The organism is Acinetobacter sp. BD54, assembly GCF_044778325.1.
Taxonomy (GTDB): domain Bacteria; phylum Pseudomonadota; class Gammaproteobacteria; order Pseudomonadales; family Moraxellaceae; genus Acinetobacter; species Acinetobacter baumannii.
The window spans coordinates 387,492-403,523 of record NZ_JANJEP010000003.1; the positions used below are offsets into that span (position 1 = coordinate 387,492).

Sequence of the window (16,032 nt, forward strand, 5' to 3'; positions counted from 1 at the left end):
AAAAGCGCACATGAGCGATCTCAGTGCACTTTTTCATTTCTACATTAAAAATTGTTTCTCAAGAAAATAAATATTGATAAACAATGTACGCAGCCAGTTTTGCTGTTCGATTGTCCAAATCAAATTTTGGATTGCACTCAGCAATATCTAGAAGTTTGATTTTTCCAGTCTCTTGAATATGCTTAAAAATCGCTTCAAAAGTCGCTAAATCAATTCCTTTGACAGCTGGCGCACTGACCCCCGGTGCAACCGCAGCCGCGAAGACATCTAGATCAATCGTAACGTACAAGCAGTCTACTTTTTCAATAAAAGCATCAACCGCTGCAAGCACGTTGTTTAGGTTAAAAATATTAACCTCATGATCACGTAAATATGAACAATTCAGCGCATCGGCAGTATCAAATAAAATTTTAGTATTGGCATGGTTGGCGACCCCAATACATAAATAATTAAATTGTTTTTGATGCTGTTCTGAAAGACGAGCTGCCTGTAAAAAAGGTGTTCCAGAGGTGGCATGCTCTGCTTCACGTAAATCAAAATGGGCATCGAAATTAATAATGCCGATTTTTTTATCTGGCGCGTGGGCTTGTACATATTGGAACAGACCGCTAAAGCTGCCAAATGCAACTTCATGTCCACCGCCCAATACAACAGGTTTTAAGCCATGTTCTAGGCTATTGGCGACTTGTTCAGCTAATTCGCTTTGTGCTTGCTCTAAATTGCCATATTCACAGGTCACCGTCCCCAAATCGACAATACTGACTGGACGATGAATCGGTAAGTTAGCAAGTTGGGTACGAATCGCATCTGGTGCGTCGGCAGCACCAACTCGACCTTTATTACGTTTCACGCCTTCATCAGAGCTAAAACCAATCAGGGCAAATTCAGCATGTTGGGTGGTGTTCACTATATGGTGAATACGTTGATGTGCCTCACCCTCGCCATCATGTCGGCCTTGCCATTTAAATGTGTGATTCATGTGACACCGTTTAAAAAATAACTTCTTGTCCATGCTGAACGACTCGCTTAGGCAAATCTCCGCCCAGCCAGTAAACAATTTCAGATGGATGCTCAATATCCCAAGCCACAAAGTCAGCGACTTTACCCTGCTCCAAACTGCCGTGTGTTTGCTCTAAACCGAGCGCTTGTGCAGCATGAATGGTGACACCGGCTAATGCTTGCTCAGGTGTCAGACGGAATAACGTACTGCCCATATTCAGCATTAAACGTAAAGAAAGTGCTGGAGATGTGCCGGGGTTTAAATCGCTCGATAGCGCAATACGCACGCCATGCTTAATAAGACTTTCAATCGGTGGGTATTGTGTTTCACGCAATAAATAAAAGGCACCCGGTAGTAACACAGCAACCGTACCCGACTCTGCCATGGCTTTGACATCATCTTCGGTCATGTACTCTAAATGGTCAGCCGACAAAGCATGATAACGTGCTGCTAAGCTTGAGCCACCTAGCGATGAAAGCTGTTCAGCATGAAGTTTAACGGGTAGCCCCAATGATTGTGCCGTTTTAAAAACACGTTCAACCTGAGCTGGCGAAAATGCTAAATGCTCGCAGAAAGCATCAACAGCATCGACTAAACCTTCAGCATGCAGTTTAGGCAGCATTTCTGTACAGATATGCTCGATATAAGCATCGCTTTGGTCTTTGTACTCTGGCGGTAAAGCATGTGCAGCTAAACACGTACTTTTTACCGTCATTGGTAAAGCTTCACCAATTTGACGGATCACACGCAGCATCTTGCGCTCGTTTTCGTAGTTGAGTCCGTAGCCAGACTTAATTTCAATGGTGGTTACACCGTCTTGTTGCATGCAGCGAATACGCTTAAGGGCTGATTTCAGTAATTGTTCTTCACTGGCTTCTCGGGTTGCGCGTACTGTACTGGCAATACCGCCACCACTTGCAGCAATTTCAGCATAACTCATGCCCTGTAGGCGCTTTTCAAACTCAACACTACGGTTACCACCAAATACGCTATGCGTATGACAGTCGATGAACCCCGGGGTTACCCAAGCGCCATTTAAGTCAACTGTTTCGGAATAAGTGTCGGCAGGAAGTTGTTGTTGTTTTCCAATCCAGTGGATGAGACGCCCTTCTGTGACAATTGCAGCATCTTCAATGTAGGAATATTGCCCATTTTGCATGGTCGCAATATGGCAGTTTTGCCAAAGTTTTTTCATTAGCCTATCCTCGAAACTGCCCAACAGTAAAACTATTGGGCAGCTGATTTGTTAGCTTTCCATTTCTATGTTTTGCTGGACAGGCTCACTTTCCTTTCCCAAGCTTTGCTCTGGTTTTACCCAAATACGATAAGCAATAGTTAAGAGAGCAAGCCAGGTGATTCCTACATAAATTGCAGGACGCGAATCTGGGAAGTAGCCCATCATCACTAAAATGAACACCATAAAACCGATTGCAAAAGCAGGGGCATATGGCCAACCCCAGACAGGGAAATCAAGTGCCTTAATTTCAGCAGTAGATAATTTACGGCGCATAGCCACTTGCGAAAGCAAGATCATGAGCCATACCCAAACAGTTGCAAACGTTGCAATTGATGCAATGATGACAAACACATTTTCAGGAATCAGGTAGTTCAGCACCACACCAATTAACAGCACGCCAGCCATAACCACAACAGTCATCCAAGGCACACCATTACGCGATAATTTTTGGAAAATTCGAGGTGCTTGACCACGATTTGCCATACCGTACAACATACGGCCTGCACCAAACACATCACTGTTAATTGCCGAAATTGCAGCAGTTACCACCACAATATTTAAAATATTTGCAGCAGATTTAATGCCTAAGTTTTCAAAAATTTGTACAAACGGACTACCTTGGCTACCAATCTGGTTCCATGGGAAAATCGACATGAGTACAAATATAGTCAGTACATAGAAAAGTAAAATACGTACCGGAACAGCATTAATTGCTTTAGGTAAAGTAGTTTTCGGGTCTTGTGATTCACCTGCTGTAATACCAATAATTTCGATACCACCGAAAGCAAATACCACTACAGATAAACATGCAACCAAGCCTGCAATGCCATGTGGCATAAAGCCTTCATAGATCCATAAGTTTTGAATCCCTGGCACTACACTGCTATGGTCAGCATGGAAGCCATAGAACATCAAACCTAAGCCACCTAAAATCATGGCAACAATGGCACTCACCTTGACAATTGAGAGCCAAAATTCGAGTTCACCAAAGACTTTCACATGAATGAGGTTAATCGCGCCCAAGAACATGATGAGAGACAAAATCCAGATCCACCGTGGGACATCGGGATACCAGAACCCCATATAAATACCAAACGCAGTGACATCGGCAATTGCAACAATCACCATCTCAAAAACATAAGTCCAGCCCGTCGTAAAGCCGGCCAAAGGACCAATGTACTGAGAAGCATAGTGGCTAAATGAGCCAGAGACAGGGTTATGGACTGCCATTTCACCCAGTGCGCGCATCACAATATAAATTGCAATCCCTGCAACGATGTACGCAAGTAATACTGAAGGCCCTGCCATTTTAATAGCAGTTGCCGAACCATAGAAAAGCCCAGTTCCAATTGCTGAGCCCAATGCCAAGAAACGAATGTGGCGGGTGTTTAAGCCCCGCTGTAGTGTGGAGTTTTGTGACATTATAATCTCCAATCCTTGAGGAAATTTAGTTGGATTCGGCCACTCCATGTGACCGTTTTATCAATCACACTTCAGATAAACTAGGGAGTAGTTTTGGAATGAGTAACTCGTTTAGGCAACCACTCGCAAGCAATTCACTAGCCTGTTCGATATCAGGAGCAAAGAAACGGTCTTCACTGTAGTAAGGAACTTGGTCGCGCAAGATTTTACGAGCTTGTTCAAGTTTAGGCGAGCTTTTTAAACCTTCACGGAAGTCTAGACCCTGACAAGCGCCTAACCATTCAACAGCTAAAATGCCGCGGACGTTATCAGCCATATACCAAAGACGTTTACCAGCATTTGGAGCCATCGATACATGGTCTTCTTGGTTGGCTGAAGTCGGTAAGCTATCCACACTTGCAGGATGTGCAAGCGCTTTGTTGTCACTTGCAAGAGCAGCAGCTGTCACTTGAGCAATCATAAAGCCTGAGTTAACACCACCATTTGCCACCAAGAACGGTGGAAGCTGTGACATATGACGGTCCATCATCATTGAAATACGACGTTCAGACAGTGAACCAATTTCTGCAATTGCCAATGCTAAATTGTCGGCCGCCATTGCAACAGGTTCTGCATGGAAGTTACCACCAGAAATCACGTCACCTTGTTCAGCAAATACAAGCGGGTTATCAGATACGGCATTTGCTTCAATTTCTAATACTTCAGCAGCCTGACGGATTTGAGTTAAACATGCACCCATCACCTGTGGTTGGCAACGTAAAGAATATGGGTCTTGAACTTTGCCACATTCTTCATGTGAACGAGAGATTTCACTCGAATCAGTCAATAAATCGCGATAAGCCGCAGCTACATCAATTTGACCACGTTGGCCGCGTACTTCGTGAATACGCGCATCGAAAGGTGCACGTGAACCAAGCATTGCTTCAACACTTAAGCCACCACAAATTGTTGCGGCAGCAAATAAATCTTCTGCTTCAAATAAGCCGCGTAAAGCATAAGCCGTCGAAACCTGCGTACCATTTAAAAGTGCCAAACCTTCTTTAGCCGCTAAAGAAATTGGTTCCAAACCTGCAATTTTTAAAGCTTCAACTGCTGGTAACCATTCACCTTTATAACGTGCCTTACTTTCACCAAGTAAAACTAAAGACATGTGTGCAAGTGGTGCCAAGTCGCCAGAAGCCCCTACTGAACCTTTAAGTGGAATGTGTGGGTAAACTTCAGCATTAATTAAGGCCAACAAAGCATCAATGACTTTACGACGAATACCAGAGAAACCACGTGCCAAGCTATTTGCTTTCAATAGAATAATTAAACGAACCATTGCATCATCAAGTGCTTCACCTACACCTGCGGCATGGGAAAGCACCAAAGAACGCTGTAATTTTTCTAAATCTTCAGGCGCAATTTTAGTTGAAGCAAGTAAACCAAAACCTGTATTAATACCGTAAGCTGTACGTCCTTCATTTACAATTTGCTCTACACAAGCCACGCTTGCATTAATTGCAGATGAAGCACTTTCATCTAATTTAACTTTAATTGGGTTGAGGTAAGCTTGACGTAAATCGGCTAAGGTCAGTTTTCCCGGTTGGATCAGTAATTCCATGTTGGCTTCCTAATTTTTTGCACTATATTCTGCTGAGACGGTGCTTTTCACAATTGCAAAAAGCACCGCCAGTTCTTCCATGTATTTTTATTGCGTGATCATTGGCAAGTGTAGGCCTTGCTCTTTGGCACAGTTAATCGCAATTTCATAACCTGCATCGGCATGACGCATAACACCTGTTGCAGGGTCATTGGTTAGTACGCGAGCAATACGTGCAGCAGCTTCATCTGTACCGTCACACACAATCACAACGCCTGAGTGTTGAGAGAAGCCCATACCTACACCACCACCATGATGTAGAGACACCCAAGTTGCGCCGCCTGCTGTATTTAACAATGCATTTAATAAAGGCCAGTCTGATACTGCATCTGATCCGTCTTGCATTGCTTCAGTTTCACGGTTAGGACTTGCAACCGAACCTGAGTCTAAGTGGTCACGACCAATCACGATCGGTGCAGACAATTCACCGCTACGAACCATTTCGTTAAATGCCAAACCAAGTTTTGCACGTAAGCCCAAACCTACCCAGCAAATACGCGCTGGTAAGCCTTGGAAACTAATACGTTCACGAGCCATGTCTAACCAGTGATGTAAATGCTCATCATCAGGAATTAACTCTTTAACTTTGGCATCTGTTTTATAAATATCTTCTGGGTCACCAGAAAGCGCTGCCCAACGGAATGGACCAATACCACGGCAGAACAATGGACGGATGTATGCAGGTACGAAGCCTGGGAAATCAAAAGCGTTTGCTACGCCTTCTTCTTTCGCCATTTGACGGATGTTATTACCATAGTCAAATGTTGGAACACCCATTTTTTGGAAATCAAGCATGGCTTGTACGTGTTTTGCCATCGACTGTTTTGCAGCTTTTACAACAGCTTCCGGTTCTTTTTTCGCGCGTTCACGGTATTCATCCCAAGTCCAGCCTACTGGTAAGTAGCCATTAAGTGGATCGTGTGCACTTGTTTGGTCAGTCACCATGTCTGGACGTACACCACGGCGTACAAGCTCAGGTAAAATTTCAGCAGCATTACCATGAAGTGCGATTGAAATTGCTTTACCTTCTTTTGTATAACGATCAATACGCGCTAAAGCGTCGTCTAAATCAGTTGCTTGTTCGTCTACATAACGGGTACGTAAACGGAAATCGATACTTGCTTGTTGGCATTCGATGTTTAAAGAACACGCACCTGCAAGTGTTGCAGCTAAAGGCTGAGCACCACCCATACCGCCTAAACCAGCAGTAAGAACCCAACGGCCTTTTAAGTCACCGTTGTAGTGTTGGCGACCTGCTTCAACGAAAGTTTCATAAGTACCTTGTACAATACCTTGGCTACCAATGTAGATCCACGAACCCGCTGTCATTTGACCGTACATTGCCAAAGCTTTAGCGTCTAATTCGTTAAAGTGTTCCCAGTTTGCCCAGTGCGGTACAAGGTTTGAGTTTGCAATTAAAACGCGTGGCGCATCTTTATGAGTTTTAAATACACCTACTGGTTTGCCTGATTGAACTAATAAAGTTTCGTCAGTTTCAAGATTTTTTAGCGTATCTACAATTTTGTCGAAACATTCCCAGTTTCGTGCTGCACGGCCAATACCACCGTATACCACCAATTCTTTCGGGTTTTCTGCAACGTCCGGATCAAGGTTATTCATCAACATACGCAATGGGGCTTCAGTTAACCAACTCTTAGCCGTTAATTCAGTGCCGCGTGGTGCACGAATTTCTACATCACGAAATTTTGTTGTCGTTGTTGTCACAGTCGGACTCCTTCCTTTGAGCTTACATCAGCAGAACATCACTTGTTTCTGCATTTGTATAGTAATGTATTAACTTGTATATACATCCATATACTACACAAATATTTTTCGGCGTGAAGAGGCTTGCTCGTATTTTTTTAAAAAAATTGAATAAGCTTATGAATTAAATTAATTTATTTTTATATGTAACATAAAAAAAGCACATATCTTCTAACAAGACATGTGCTTTTTAATCAGTAAACTATATCTTTTTAACGTTGAATTAACTCAATGATATAGCAACTTTTGAGCTGTTTTTTTGGAAAATTGATTGTTGTGACACCAGATTTTTTCTCAATTTTTAGCGTCTCATGAGCAGCAATCTGAACGGAATGCTCATCAACGTTCACTTCCGTTTCACTACCCTGATTAAAAATAAAAATCAGGTCTGCCGAGCTTATAAATGCCTGCTCCGCTGCCTCATTCAACCACTGAAAACGGGCATGAAACTTTGCAGGATCATAAATTAAATTTAAATCCCGAATTGCACCGCCTACCAGTTCACTTTGGACCTGACTTTCACCATAAAAAGCAAAAATATCACCCTGTTTCAGCTTTTTGACAGGAAGGTCATCGACATGCAGTACCATGCCCTGCCCATCGAGTACGCTAATAATGCGTTGCTTATTCGGAAATAACGAAAATGGTCCAGAAGTTGTTACATCTGCCATCGAAATGCGCCACTCAAAGTCGGCTTCACCTTGGCTTCGAGCAATTTCTAAAGTAAAGCCTGCACCATTTTTCCAAAGCATTTTTGTATATTGATCGGCCCTGATCAATTTAATCATGGATTAAATTTCCCTTCGAGATAATAGCGACTGCCCGGATAAATCAATCGTGCACTTGAAATGAGTTGTTTGTTTGACCATGTGCGACGGCGGATGAGTAAACACGGTTCAGCTTTAGTAATCTTTAACCACTTACACTCTTGAGGCGATGCTAAAACGGCCTCAACAATGTGTTCACCTTCTGTCACGGGTGCTTTTGCCATGAGGTAAGCATTTGGGGTAATGGTTTTAAAATCTTGTTCTAAATAATCTGGAATCAGTGCCGCATCAACTAAACGATCTTCGACCTGAACAGGCACATCATTTTCATAATGCACAATAATCGAGTGAAATAATTTTTGCCCTTCGCGAGTCTGCATTAACACGCTTTGCTCTGCATTTGCATAAATTTGTTCTAAGACTAAAACTTCAGCATGGTGCTTATGGTTTCGTGCAATAATCTCATCGGCAATATTGTTAATTTGAAAAAGTGCAGTTCGGCCTTGCCCTTCAGCAACGAAAGAACCAACACCCTGAATTCGAACAAGTAAGCCTTCTGTTGTTAACTCACGTAGCGCACGGTTTACCGTCATACGGCTACAGCCGAGTTGATTAACGAGTTCACTTTCCGAAGGAATTTTTTTATTTACAGCCCAAGAGCCTTCATAAATCTTTTGTGAAATCAGCTGTTTTACGCGCTGATATAAAGGAACTGGACTATCAGCTTCAATCGAAAGCTCAGTATGTTCTTGTTTTGATGTTCTGGGCATAACAAATACTCAAAAAGGCAGCAGGCAAAAAGGTATTTTAGTTGACATGCTATGTATATACAACCACATACAACATGTTAATTTATGAATTAAATATATTTTAAAAAGTTTAAAAAATAAACATAGCTCGACAAGAGCTAATTTAAAGTTTTATGTAGAGAAATTCAAATATATAAAGGCTTTATTAATATTTATTGAATAGTTATTTCTGCTAAGCCAGTGCCCCATCCTAGAAAACAAAAATATCATTTTTTCTGGTTTACGAAATGATGCTTAAAATTTTTATTTAAAATAACTGAACGATAGTATTCTTCTGCCACACAGTATATTAATAAAACTGGAAGCACATCGAATGCGTAATTATAAAATAGATATTCTTCGAGGAATTTCTATCCTTTTGGTTCTTTTACATCATTTTAATATTCCTTATAAACTTAAAGATACATGGTTAGGTTTTGATTTTTTAGGTGAAGCATTTAGCACAGTCATCGCAAGAAATGGAAATTATGGCGTCACCATGTTTTTTGTGATTTCGGGCTTTTTAATTACCCATCACACTTTAAAACGAGACAAACAATTTTCTGCAATTAACCTCAAGCATTTTTATATCCGACGGGCAGCACGTATTTTACCGTGTCTGGTATTACTCATTTTAGGTGTAAGCATACTTGGTTCATTTGACTTAAAACCCTTTATGAACCAAGCACCGAATGGCATTGAGGTCTCTTATCCTTTAACCATATTTGCAGCCTTAACCTTCTGGATGAATATCCTGATTATTAAATTTGGTTGGGTAAACTACGCTTTGGGCGTGTTGTGGTCGCTCTCTGTAGAAGAAGTTTTTTACTTTGTTTTTCCATTATTGTGTCTACTCATCCGTAGTAATAAGGTCTTTATTGCTGTACTTGTTGGAGTGATTTTATATGGGCCTTATTTTAGGTCTCTCCATTTTGGAGAAGAAAGCGGCGCTTATTTATATCATTATTTTTCAAGTTTTGATGGTATAGCGGTGGGCTGTTTAACGGCGATTTTTTCTCATAAATATCAGCCAAATTGGACCTATAAAAAACCTCTTTCATGGTTGATTATTTTGAGTATGACCGCTCTATATTTATATGCGCCCATTAAAGAAGTCAGTACATGGGGTATTAGCTTATTTGCTCTTGCCACAGGTTTACTCATTCTGTGTTTCCAACATCCTTCCGAAACACAAGCACATAGTCTATTTACCAAAGTAATGGTCTGGTTGGGGCAAAGGAGTTATGAAACTTATTTGTTTCATCTGGTTGTGCTGGGCCTTATGAAGGTTGCTTTTATTCCAGCCCAAACCGACTCTAGCATTAAAATTATGCTTTTAATTGGCTATTTGGTTCTGACTTTTATCATTAGCGCAGCAATTGAAACATACTATTCCACCCCGCTTAACAGCTACATTCGAAAGGTTTTTATTAAAGATAAATCATAAAAAAATAAGCCCCTTGAAAATAGGGGCTTTTTTATTAAGCGATCAACATCGTTTCATCATCTTGCTTAAAAGGATTAGACCAGCTCTGCCATGCTTGTGGTCCTAAAGCCATTTCTTCATCGTTTAACAAGCAGCTATCTAAGCGTTGTATTAAAGCTTGCTCATCCATTTGCATACCAATTAAAACCAGCTCCTGACGCGCATCACCTGTGCGGGCATCCCAGTTTTTCTTAATTTCTTCAATACTGGCTAGGTCACTCGGCCAGTCTTCTTCTGCAACGGCTGCCCACCAATAACCAGCTAAACCGTGTCGAGCCATTGCTCCCGCTTGTGACCATGAGTAAGCCAATGTCGGTTCGGCAGCCAACCAGAAAAAGCCTTTGGAACGCACAACTCCCGGCCATTCAGCCTGTACCAAATCATAAAAACGTTCTGGATGGAAAGGTCGGCGGGCACGGTAAACAAAGCTACTAATGCCATACTCTTCAGTTTCAGGTGTATGCTCGCCGCGTAACTCTTTTAACCAACCCGGTGCTTGCGCGGCTTCATCAAAATCAAATAACTGTGTATTTAAAATTTTATCTAAAGCGACCTTTCCAAATTGAGCAATTTCAATTCGGGCACGCGGGTTTAACGTTTTTAAAATGGCGATAAGCTGATCTTGCTGAGCCTGATCAATCAAATCAATTTTATTCAGTACAATCACATCACAAAACTCAATCTGATCGATAAGAAGGTCAACCACAGTTCTCTCATCTTGCTCGCCTAATGATTCGCCGCGTTGTTGTAGGGAGTCAACTGAACTGTAGTCTTTAAGAAAGTTAAACGCATCGACTACCGTAACCATAGTGTCGAGTCGAGCAAACTCATTGAGTGAGTTTCCATCTTCATCTTCAAAAGTAAAAGTTTCTGCCACAGGTAAAGGTTCTGAAATGCCTGTTGACTCAATCACCAATTGGTCAAAGCGTCCTTCATTGGCTAAACGTCTCACCTCAACCAATAAATCTTCTCGTAACGTACAGCAGATACAGCCATTACTCATTTCAACCAGTTTTTCATCTGTTCTTGAAAGCTCTGCCCCACCTTCGCGTACTAATGCCGCATCAATATTTACCTCAGACATATCATTAACAATCACGGCAATACGGCGGCCTTCACGATTATTTAAAATATGGTTGAGTAATGTAGTTTTTCCTGCACCCAAAAAGCCCGATAAAACAGTGACGGGAAGCTTGGCAAATGAGTTGGCGATTGCAGTGTGCATGGCTTGATCTCTTTGAATAATATTTAAACTGATCATGGCTGGCCATTTAAATATGGCCAGATCACAGGCGTAATGTATTTCTAAACCACAATAATGCTATGTTATAACATAACTATTGATCAAGTTTTTATTCCAGTTTTATCTAAGCCAAATCACTTAGTCTTTGAAAAAGTTGCTTTTATAGTCCCTGACAAATTGAGCTTCTATAGTGATGGTCTGGCCCCCATGCTCTAAAACCTTGACTATCAATATGGATTTGTCCTGAAGCATAAACACCCAGTCCCATATTAAACGCTTGGCCTTTAGTCGCCCAGAACTGACAAAGCTTGGTTTTAGTTTGTTGAATATTGAACTGGTCTAAGTCGCTAGGCTGTTCTGGCCCAATCCTAAAATCAAGTGCTGCATTAAAGACATGTCGGGAAGCATCTGCACCACCTGCACAGCGGTTTAAAGCTAAAGCTCGATAGACCGAAGTCACTTCAAAATCGTTAATCACGCCATCATCAACCAATGCTTTTAATATATTGAGCGTCGGAACAATATTGGACCAAATCTCGCGTGGTGGAACTGCGTAAGGCTCAACTCCACATTTTTGCCAGTCTCGGGCTGAACGTAATAACTCGTGGTCTGGAACTAAATCGGCAAGTCCTTTTTGCTTAAGAAATTGCTTATAAGCTTGTACAGACTGTCTGTGATCTGCAGTTGCAATCCAAACGATATAATCTTCAGGCTGTTGTTTGATTTTAACCACAGTTTTAGATGGTTGAGGCAAAGAGGGAGAGCGATGAGTAATCGTCGGCTGGGGTGTTTGAGTACTACAAGCCGCCAGAGATAATACGAGTAAACCTAAATAACGCTTCATAAATATATTCTATCTTCCCTAAACATCTGGAAGCCTTTAATCACTTAATTTCAGAAATGTTATAATATAACAATTATTAAATCCTTTAATTTCTGTTGTAAATTTTAAAAAATAAAAAAGGACGTATTTATACGTCCTCTTTAGCTTCTATCTAAGACCTAATTACATATCGGCTTCTAAAGCATGTACAGGCTGCTCAGCTTTTATTTTACGGCGCTTAAATTGATAAGCCACCATCAAACACAAAATCCATCCTGGAATCATCATAACTGCCACACGCATGTCTGGCGTTAAAGACATCACAACTAAAATTCCAAGCATAAATGCCATGCAAAGATAGTTGCTAAATGGATACATGAAGCTAGGGAATTTAGTCGTTTGACCTTGACGTTGCATGAATTTACGGAATTTTAAATGTGTCCATGAAATCACTACCCAGTTAATCACAATCGCTGCTACGACAAGCATCATGAGTAAACCAAATGCTTTTTCAGGGAAAATATAATTGAGTAAAACACACAATACCGTCACAAATGCAGAGACTAGAACCGCATTGGTTGGAATACCGCGTTTATTAATACGGGCAAGAGCTTTCGGGGCATTACCTTGTTGGGCAAGGCCTAAAAGCATACGGCTGCTGCAATAACTGGTTCCGTTATAGACGGAAACTGCAGCTGTCAAAATAACGAAATTTAATAATGTCGCAACACCTTGGCTATCTAAAGAAGCAAAGACCATCACAAAAGGACTGCCACCTTCTGCCATTTGATTCCATGGAAATAGTGAGAATAAAACAAAAAGTGTCGCAATATAGAAAATCAAAATACGATAGATAATCTGGTTTACAGCTTTAGGTAAAGTTTTGTCTGGATCACGCGCTTCAGCAGCAGTAATACCGAAAAGCTCAATACCACCAAAAGCAAAAATAATCACAGCCATTGCCATAACCAAGCCTTCAATACCAAATGGGAAGAAACCACCCAATGCCCAAAGGTTAGAAATACTGGCCTGAGGCCCTGCTGTGCCGGTTGCAAGTAAATATGAACCGAAACCGATCATGGCTAAAATTGCTAAGATTTTGACAATAGAAAACCAAAATTCCATTTCGCCAAAAAACTTAACATGCAGTAAATTGATACCATTAATGAGAATAAAGAACGTTAGAGCAGATGCCCACGTTGGGATTTGCGGCCACCAATATTGAATATAAAGACCAATTGCACTTAACTCTGCCATACATACCAGTACATTGAGTACCCAGTAATTCCATCCTGACATGAAGCCTGCAAAAGGTCCCCAATATTTGTAAGCGAAGTGGCTAAAAGATCCACTTACAGGTTCTTCTACGACCATTTCACCGAGCTGGCGCATCATTAAAAAAGCAATAAATCCTGCAATCGCATAACCCAAGATTACCGATGGACCTGCCAATTTAATCGATTGTGATATACCAAGAAACAGCCCTGTACCAATCGCTCCACCCAACGCAATCAGCTGGATGTGACGATTACTCAAACCATGTTTCAGGTTTCCTTGCTCTTGTGTTGACATATGATTATTCTCATCCTTGTCACGTAATTTTTTTCCAATAAATTACGTATATCATAAATTGATCGGATTTTCATAGAGATTGATGAAAAAATAATTGCGTTACTTTTCTCACAACCGCGCATGAAAACAGAAAATGCAAGAAATAACAATTATTATGCAATGTGTAATTAAATTATGTATTGCGTAATTTGATGAATTCAGTATTATAAGAACCATGAAGTAATTGGTTGTTCTCGGTCTCTATCAAACTCATAAGTAAAAAGATGATCTAAATAACGGTTAAAACTTATTGAGTAGCTCAGTCCCTAGACCGAACTTTTATTTGTATAAGACACGAGATGAAGACAAGGAAGCGAAAATGGAACAAAAACTAAACTCTTTTATTGAAGTTTCACCTCAATCTGATTTCACTATTCATAATTTGCCTTATGGTATTTTTAGTAGAACAGCCGAAGGCGAGCGTCAGGTCGGTGTAGCTATCGGTGATTGGGTCATTGATCTCGCTGCTCTTGAAAAGCATGGTCTTTTAAAACTTTCAGATCAAGACACCTACTTTAACCAGCCTACACTGAATAAATTTATTGAATCGGGTAAAGCCAATTGGTCTAAAGTTCGTAAAACGCTACAGTCTCTTCTTTCAGTTGATAATTTAACGCTTCAAGAAAATGAACCATTGCGCCAAGAAGTTTTGGTTAAGCAAGACAGTGTTACTTTGCATTTACCACTTCAAGTATCTGGTTATACCGATTTCTATTCTTCTAAAGAACATGCCACCAATGTAGGCTGTATGTTCCGCGACCCTAAAAATGCCTTACTTCCAAACTGGACTGAATTGCCTGTTGGTTACAATGGCCGTGCTAGCTCTGTTGTAGTCAGTGGCACTCAAGTCGTGCGTCCATCTGGACAAATTAAACTTCCAAATGAAGAGCGTCCAGTTTTCTCAGCTACGCGTAAACTCGATTTCGAACTTGAAACAGCATTTGTTATTGGTAAACCAACGGAGCTTGGCCAGCCAATCTCAATTGAAAATGCTTGGGACCATATTTTTGGAATGGTATTACTCAATGACTGGTCAGCGCGCGATATCCAGCAATGGGAATATGTACCTCTAGGTCCTTTCAATTCAAAATCTTTTGCTAGTGCCATCTCACCTTGGGTAGTCACGCTTGAAGCACTTGAGCCATTTAAAGTGGAAGGCCCAAAACAAGAGCCTAAACCTTTAGCGTATCTACAAGAAAATATCGCAAATAGTTACGACATTAATTTGAGTGTTGAAATTCAAAGCCCGAAATCAACACAACCTGATGTGATCTGCCGTACTAATTTTAAATATATGTATTGGTCTATGGCTCAGCAGTTGACTCACCACACCATTGGAGGCTGTAACGTTCAGGTTGGTGATTTAATGGGTTCAGGTACCATTTCAGGTTCTACACCAGATTCGTATGGTAGCTTGCTTGAGTTGACTTGGAACACCACCAAGCCTCTAACACTTGCGAATGGTGAAACTCGTGGTTTCTTGCAAGACGGCGACACACTCATCATGAAAGGCCACTGTGAGAAAAATGGTATTCGCATTGGTTTTGGTGAAGTCCGAAATACGGTACTTCCTGCATTAACTTTTGATTTTGCAGAAACTTCGGAGCCTAATTATGAAGCTGTATAGTTACTTTCGTAGCTCTGCAGCTTACAGAGTACGGATTGGTCTCAACCTTAAAAGTCTCGCTTATGAAACTGTACCCGTTCATTTAGTTAAAAATGAGCAGCAAAGCGAAGACTATTTAAAGTTAAATCGCAGTGCCTTAGTACCAACTTTAGTGGACGGCGATTTAACCCTGTCACAGTCATTAAGTATTTTGGAATATCTGGATGAACAATATCCTGAAACCAAATTACTTCCAAATGATGTGAAAGAAAGAGCCAAAATCCGTGCTTTTGCACAGGCGATTGCCTGTGATATTCACCCGTTAAATAACTTACGCGTGCTGAAATATTTAAAAAATGATTTAAATGTTTCGGACGAACAAAAAAATTACTGGTATCAGCACTGGATTCTTGAAGGCTTTCAAACACTCGAACAGCAACTTCAAGATTCAAATGGACAATTTTGCTTTGGACAACACGCAACCATTGCCGACTGCTGCCTGATTCCACAGGTTTACAACGCGAAACGCTTCAAGATTGATTTGTCGGCGTTTCCAAAAATTGAATCAATTTATCAACATTGTTTGTCTATCCCAGCCTTCTATAACGCGGCGCCAGAACAACAACCAGATTGGGAATAGTAA

Annotated in this window: 13 protein-coding genes; 3 read left to right on the forward strand and 10 right to left on the reverse strand. The window is 41.0% G+C overall.

What is annotated here, in order from left to right; genetic code table 11:
- Positions 1 to 58: 58 nt before the first annotated feature.
- The 7 genes from hutG to hutC all read right to left on the reverse strand — a co-directional run bounded on the left by hutG (position 59) and on the right by hutC (position 8,602).
- Positions 59 to 979 (reverse strand): formimidoylglutamase, encoded by a 921-nt coding sequence (gene hutG / locus NQ782_RS07055; protein WP_001016881.1) that lies wholly within the window; start codon positions 977 to 979, stop codon positions 59 to 61.
- A 10-nt stretch (positions 980 to 989) separates the two neighbouring features.
- A complete protein-coding gene (gene hutI / locus NQ782_RS07060) occupies positions 990 to 2,195 on the reverse strand; it encodes an imidazolonepropionase (protein ID WP_057093192.1) in 1,206 nt (401 codons plus the stop codon).
- Between the two features lie 51 nt (positions 2,196 to 2,246).
- Positions 2,247 to 3,659 carry an amino acid permease gene (locus NQ782_RS07065; RefSeq protein ID WP_000081466.1) on the reverse strand — a complete coding sequence of 471 codons (1,413 nt, stop codon included), beginning with the start codon at positions 3,657 to 3,659 and terminating at the stop codon, positions 2,247 to 2,249.
- Positions 3,660 to 3,723: 64 nt separating this feature from the next.
- Positions 3,724 to 5,262: a histidine ammonia-lyase gene (gene hutH / locus NQ782_RS07070; RefSeq protein ID WP_057093190.1), complete on the reverse strand. Its 1,539-nt coding sequence runs from the start codon at positions 5,260 to 5,262 to the stop codon at positions 3,724 to 3,726.
- A gap of 87 nt (positions 5,263 to 5,349) precedes the next feature.
- Positions 5,350 to 7,026 carry a urocanate hydratase gene (gene hutU, locus NQ782_RS07075; protein WP_000214181.1) on the reverse strand — a complete coding sequence of 559 codons (1,677 nt, stop codon included), beginning with the start codon at positions 7,024 to 7,026 and terminating at the stop codon, positions 5,350 to 5,352.
- A gap of 251 nt (positions 7,027 to 7,277) precedes the next feature.
- Positions 7,278 to 7,853, reverse strand: coding sequence for a HutD family protein (locus NQ782_RS07080; RefSeq protein ID WP_199983498.1), 576 nt, complete (start codon positions 7,851 to 7,853; stop codon positions 7,278 to 7,280).
- Positions 7,850 to 8,602 (reverse strand): histidine utilization repressor, encoded by a 753-nt coding sequence (gene hutC, locus NQ782_RS07085; RefSeq protein ID WP_001138319.1) that lies wholly within the window; start codon positions 8,600 to 8,602, stop codon positions 7,850 to 7,852. The genes NQ782_RS07080 and hutC overlap by 4 nt, the downstream gene beginning before the upstream one ends.
- Before the next feature lie 352 nt (positions 8,603 to 8,954).
- Between hutC and NQ782_RS07090 the strand changes: the two genes are divergently transcribed.
- Complete coding sequence (locus NQ782_RS07090; RefSeq protein ID WP_057093119.1) at positions 8,955 to 10,067, forward strand: acyltransferase; 1,113 nt, start codon at positions 8,955 to 8,957, stop codon at positions 10,065 to 10,067.
- Positions 10,068 to 10,101: 34 nt separating this feature from the next.
- Here NQ782_RS07090 and zigA read toward each other — a convergent pair whose 3' ends face one another.
- The 3 genes from zigA to NQ782_RS07105 all read right to left on the reverse strand — a co-directional run bounded on the left by zigA (position 10,102) and on the right by NQ782_RS07105 (position 13,744).
- Positions 10,102 to 11,367, reverse strand: a complete 1,266-nt coding sequence (gene zigA, locus NQ782_RS07095; protein WP_002068691.1) for a zinc metallochaperone GTPase ZigA — start codon at positions 11,365 to 11,367, stop codon at positions 10,102 to 10,104.
- A 142-nt stretch (positions 11,368 to 11,509) separates the two neighbouring features.
- The gene (locus tag NQ782_RS07100) at positions 11,510 to 12,193 is read right to left on the reverse strand and encodes a D-Ala-D-Ala carboxypeptidase family metallohydrolase (protein WP_032009505.1); all 684 of its coding nucleotides are present in this window, start codon (positions 12,191 to 12,193) and stop codon (positions 11,510 to 11,512) included.
- A 162-nt stretch (positions 12,194 to 12,355) separates the two neighbouring features.
- Positions 12,356 to 13,744, reverse strand: coding sequence for an amino acid permease (locus NQ782_RS07105; protein WP_000107088.1), 1,389 nt, complete (start codon positions 13,742 to 13,744; stop codon positions 12,356 to 12,358).
- A gap of 358 nt (positions 13,745 to 14,102) precedes the next feature.
- Between NQ782_RS07105 and fahA the strand changes: the two genes are divergently transcribed.
- Together fahA and maiA are read left to right on the forward strand one after the other, a co-directional pair.
- A complete protein-coding gene (fahA, locus tag NQ782_RS07110) occupies positions 14,103 to 15,410 on the forward strand; it encodes a fumarylacetoacetase (RefSeq protein WP_000435865.1) in 1,308 nt (435 codons plus the stop codon).
- Positions 15,397 to 16,029 carry a maleylacetoacetate isomerase gene (gene maiA, locus NQ782_RS07115; RefSeq protein WP_000781238.1) on the forward strand — a complete coding sequence of 211 codons (633 nt, stop codon included), beginning with the start codon at positions 15,397 to 15,399 and terminating at the stop codon, positions 16,027 to 16,029. The genes fahA and maiA overlap by 14 nt, the downstream gene beginning before the upstream one ends.
- Positions 16,030 to 16,032 lie beyond the last annotated feature (3 nt).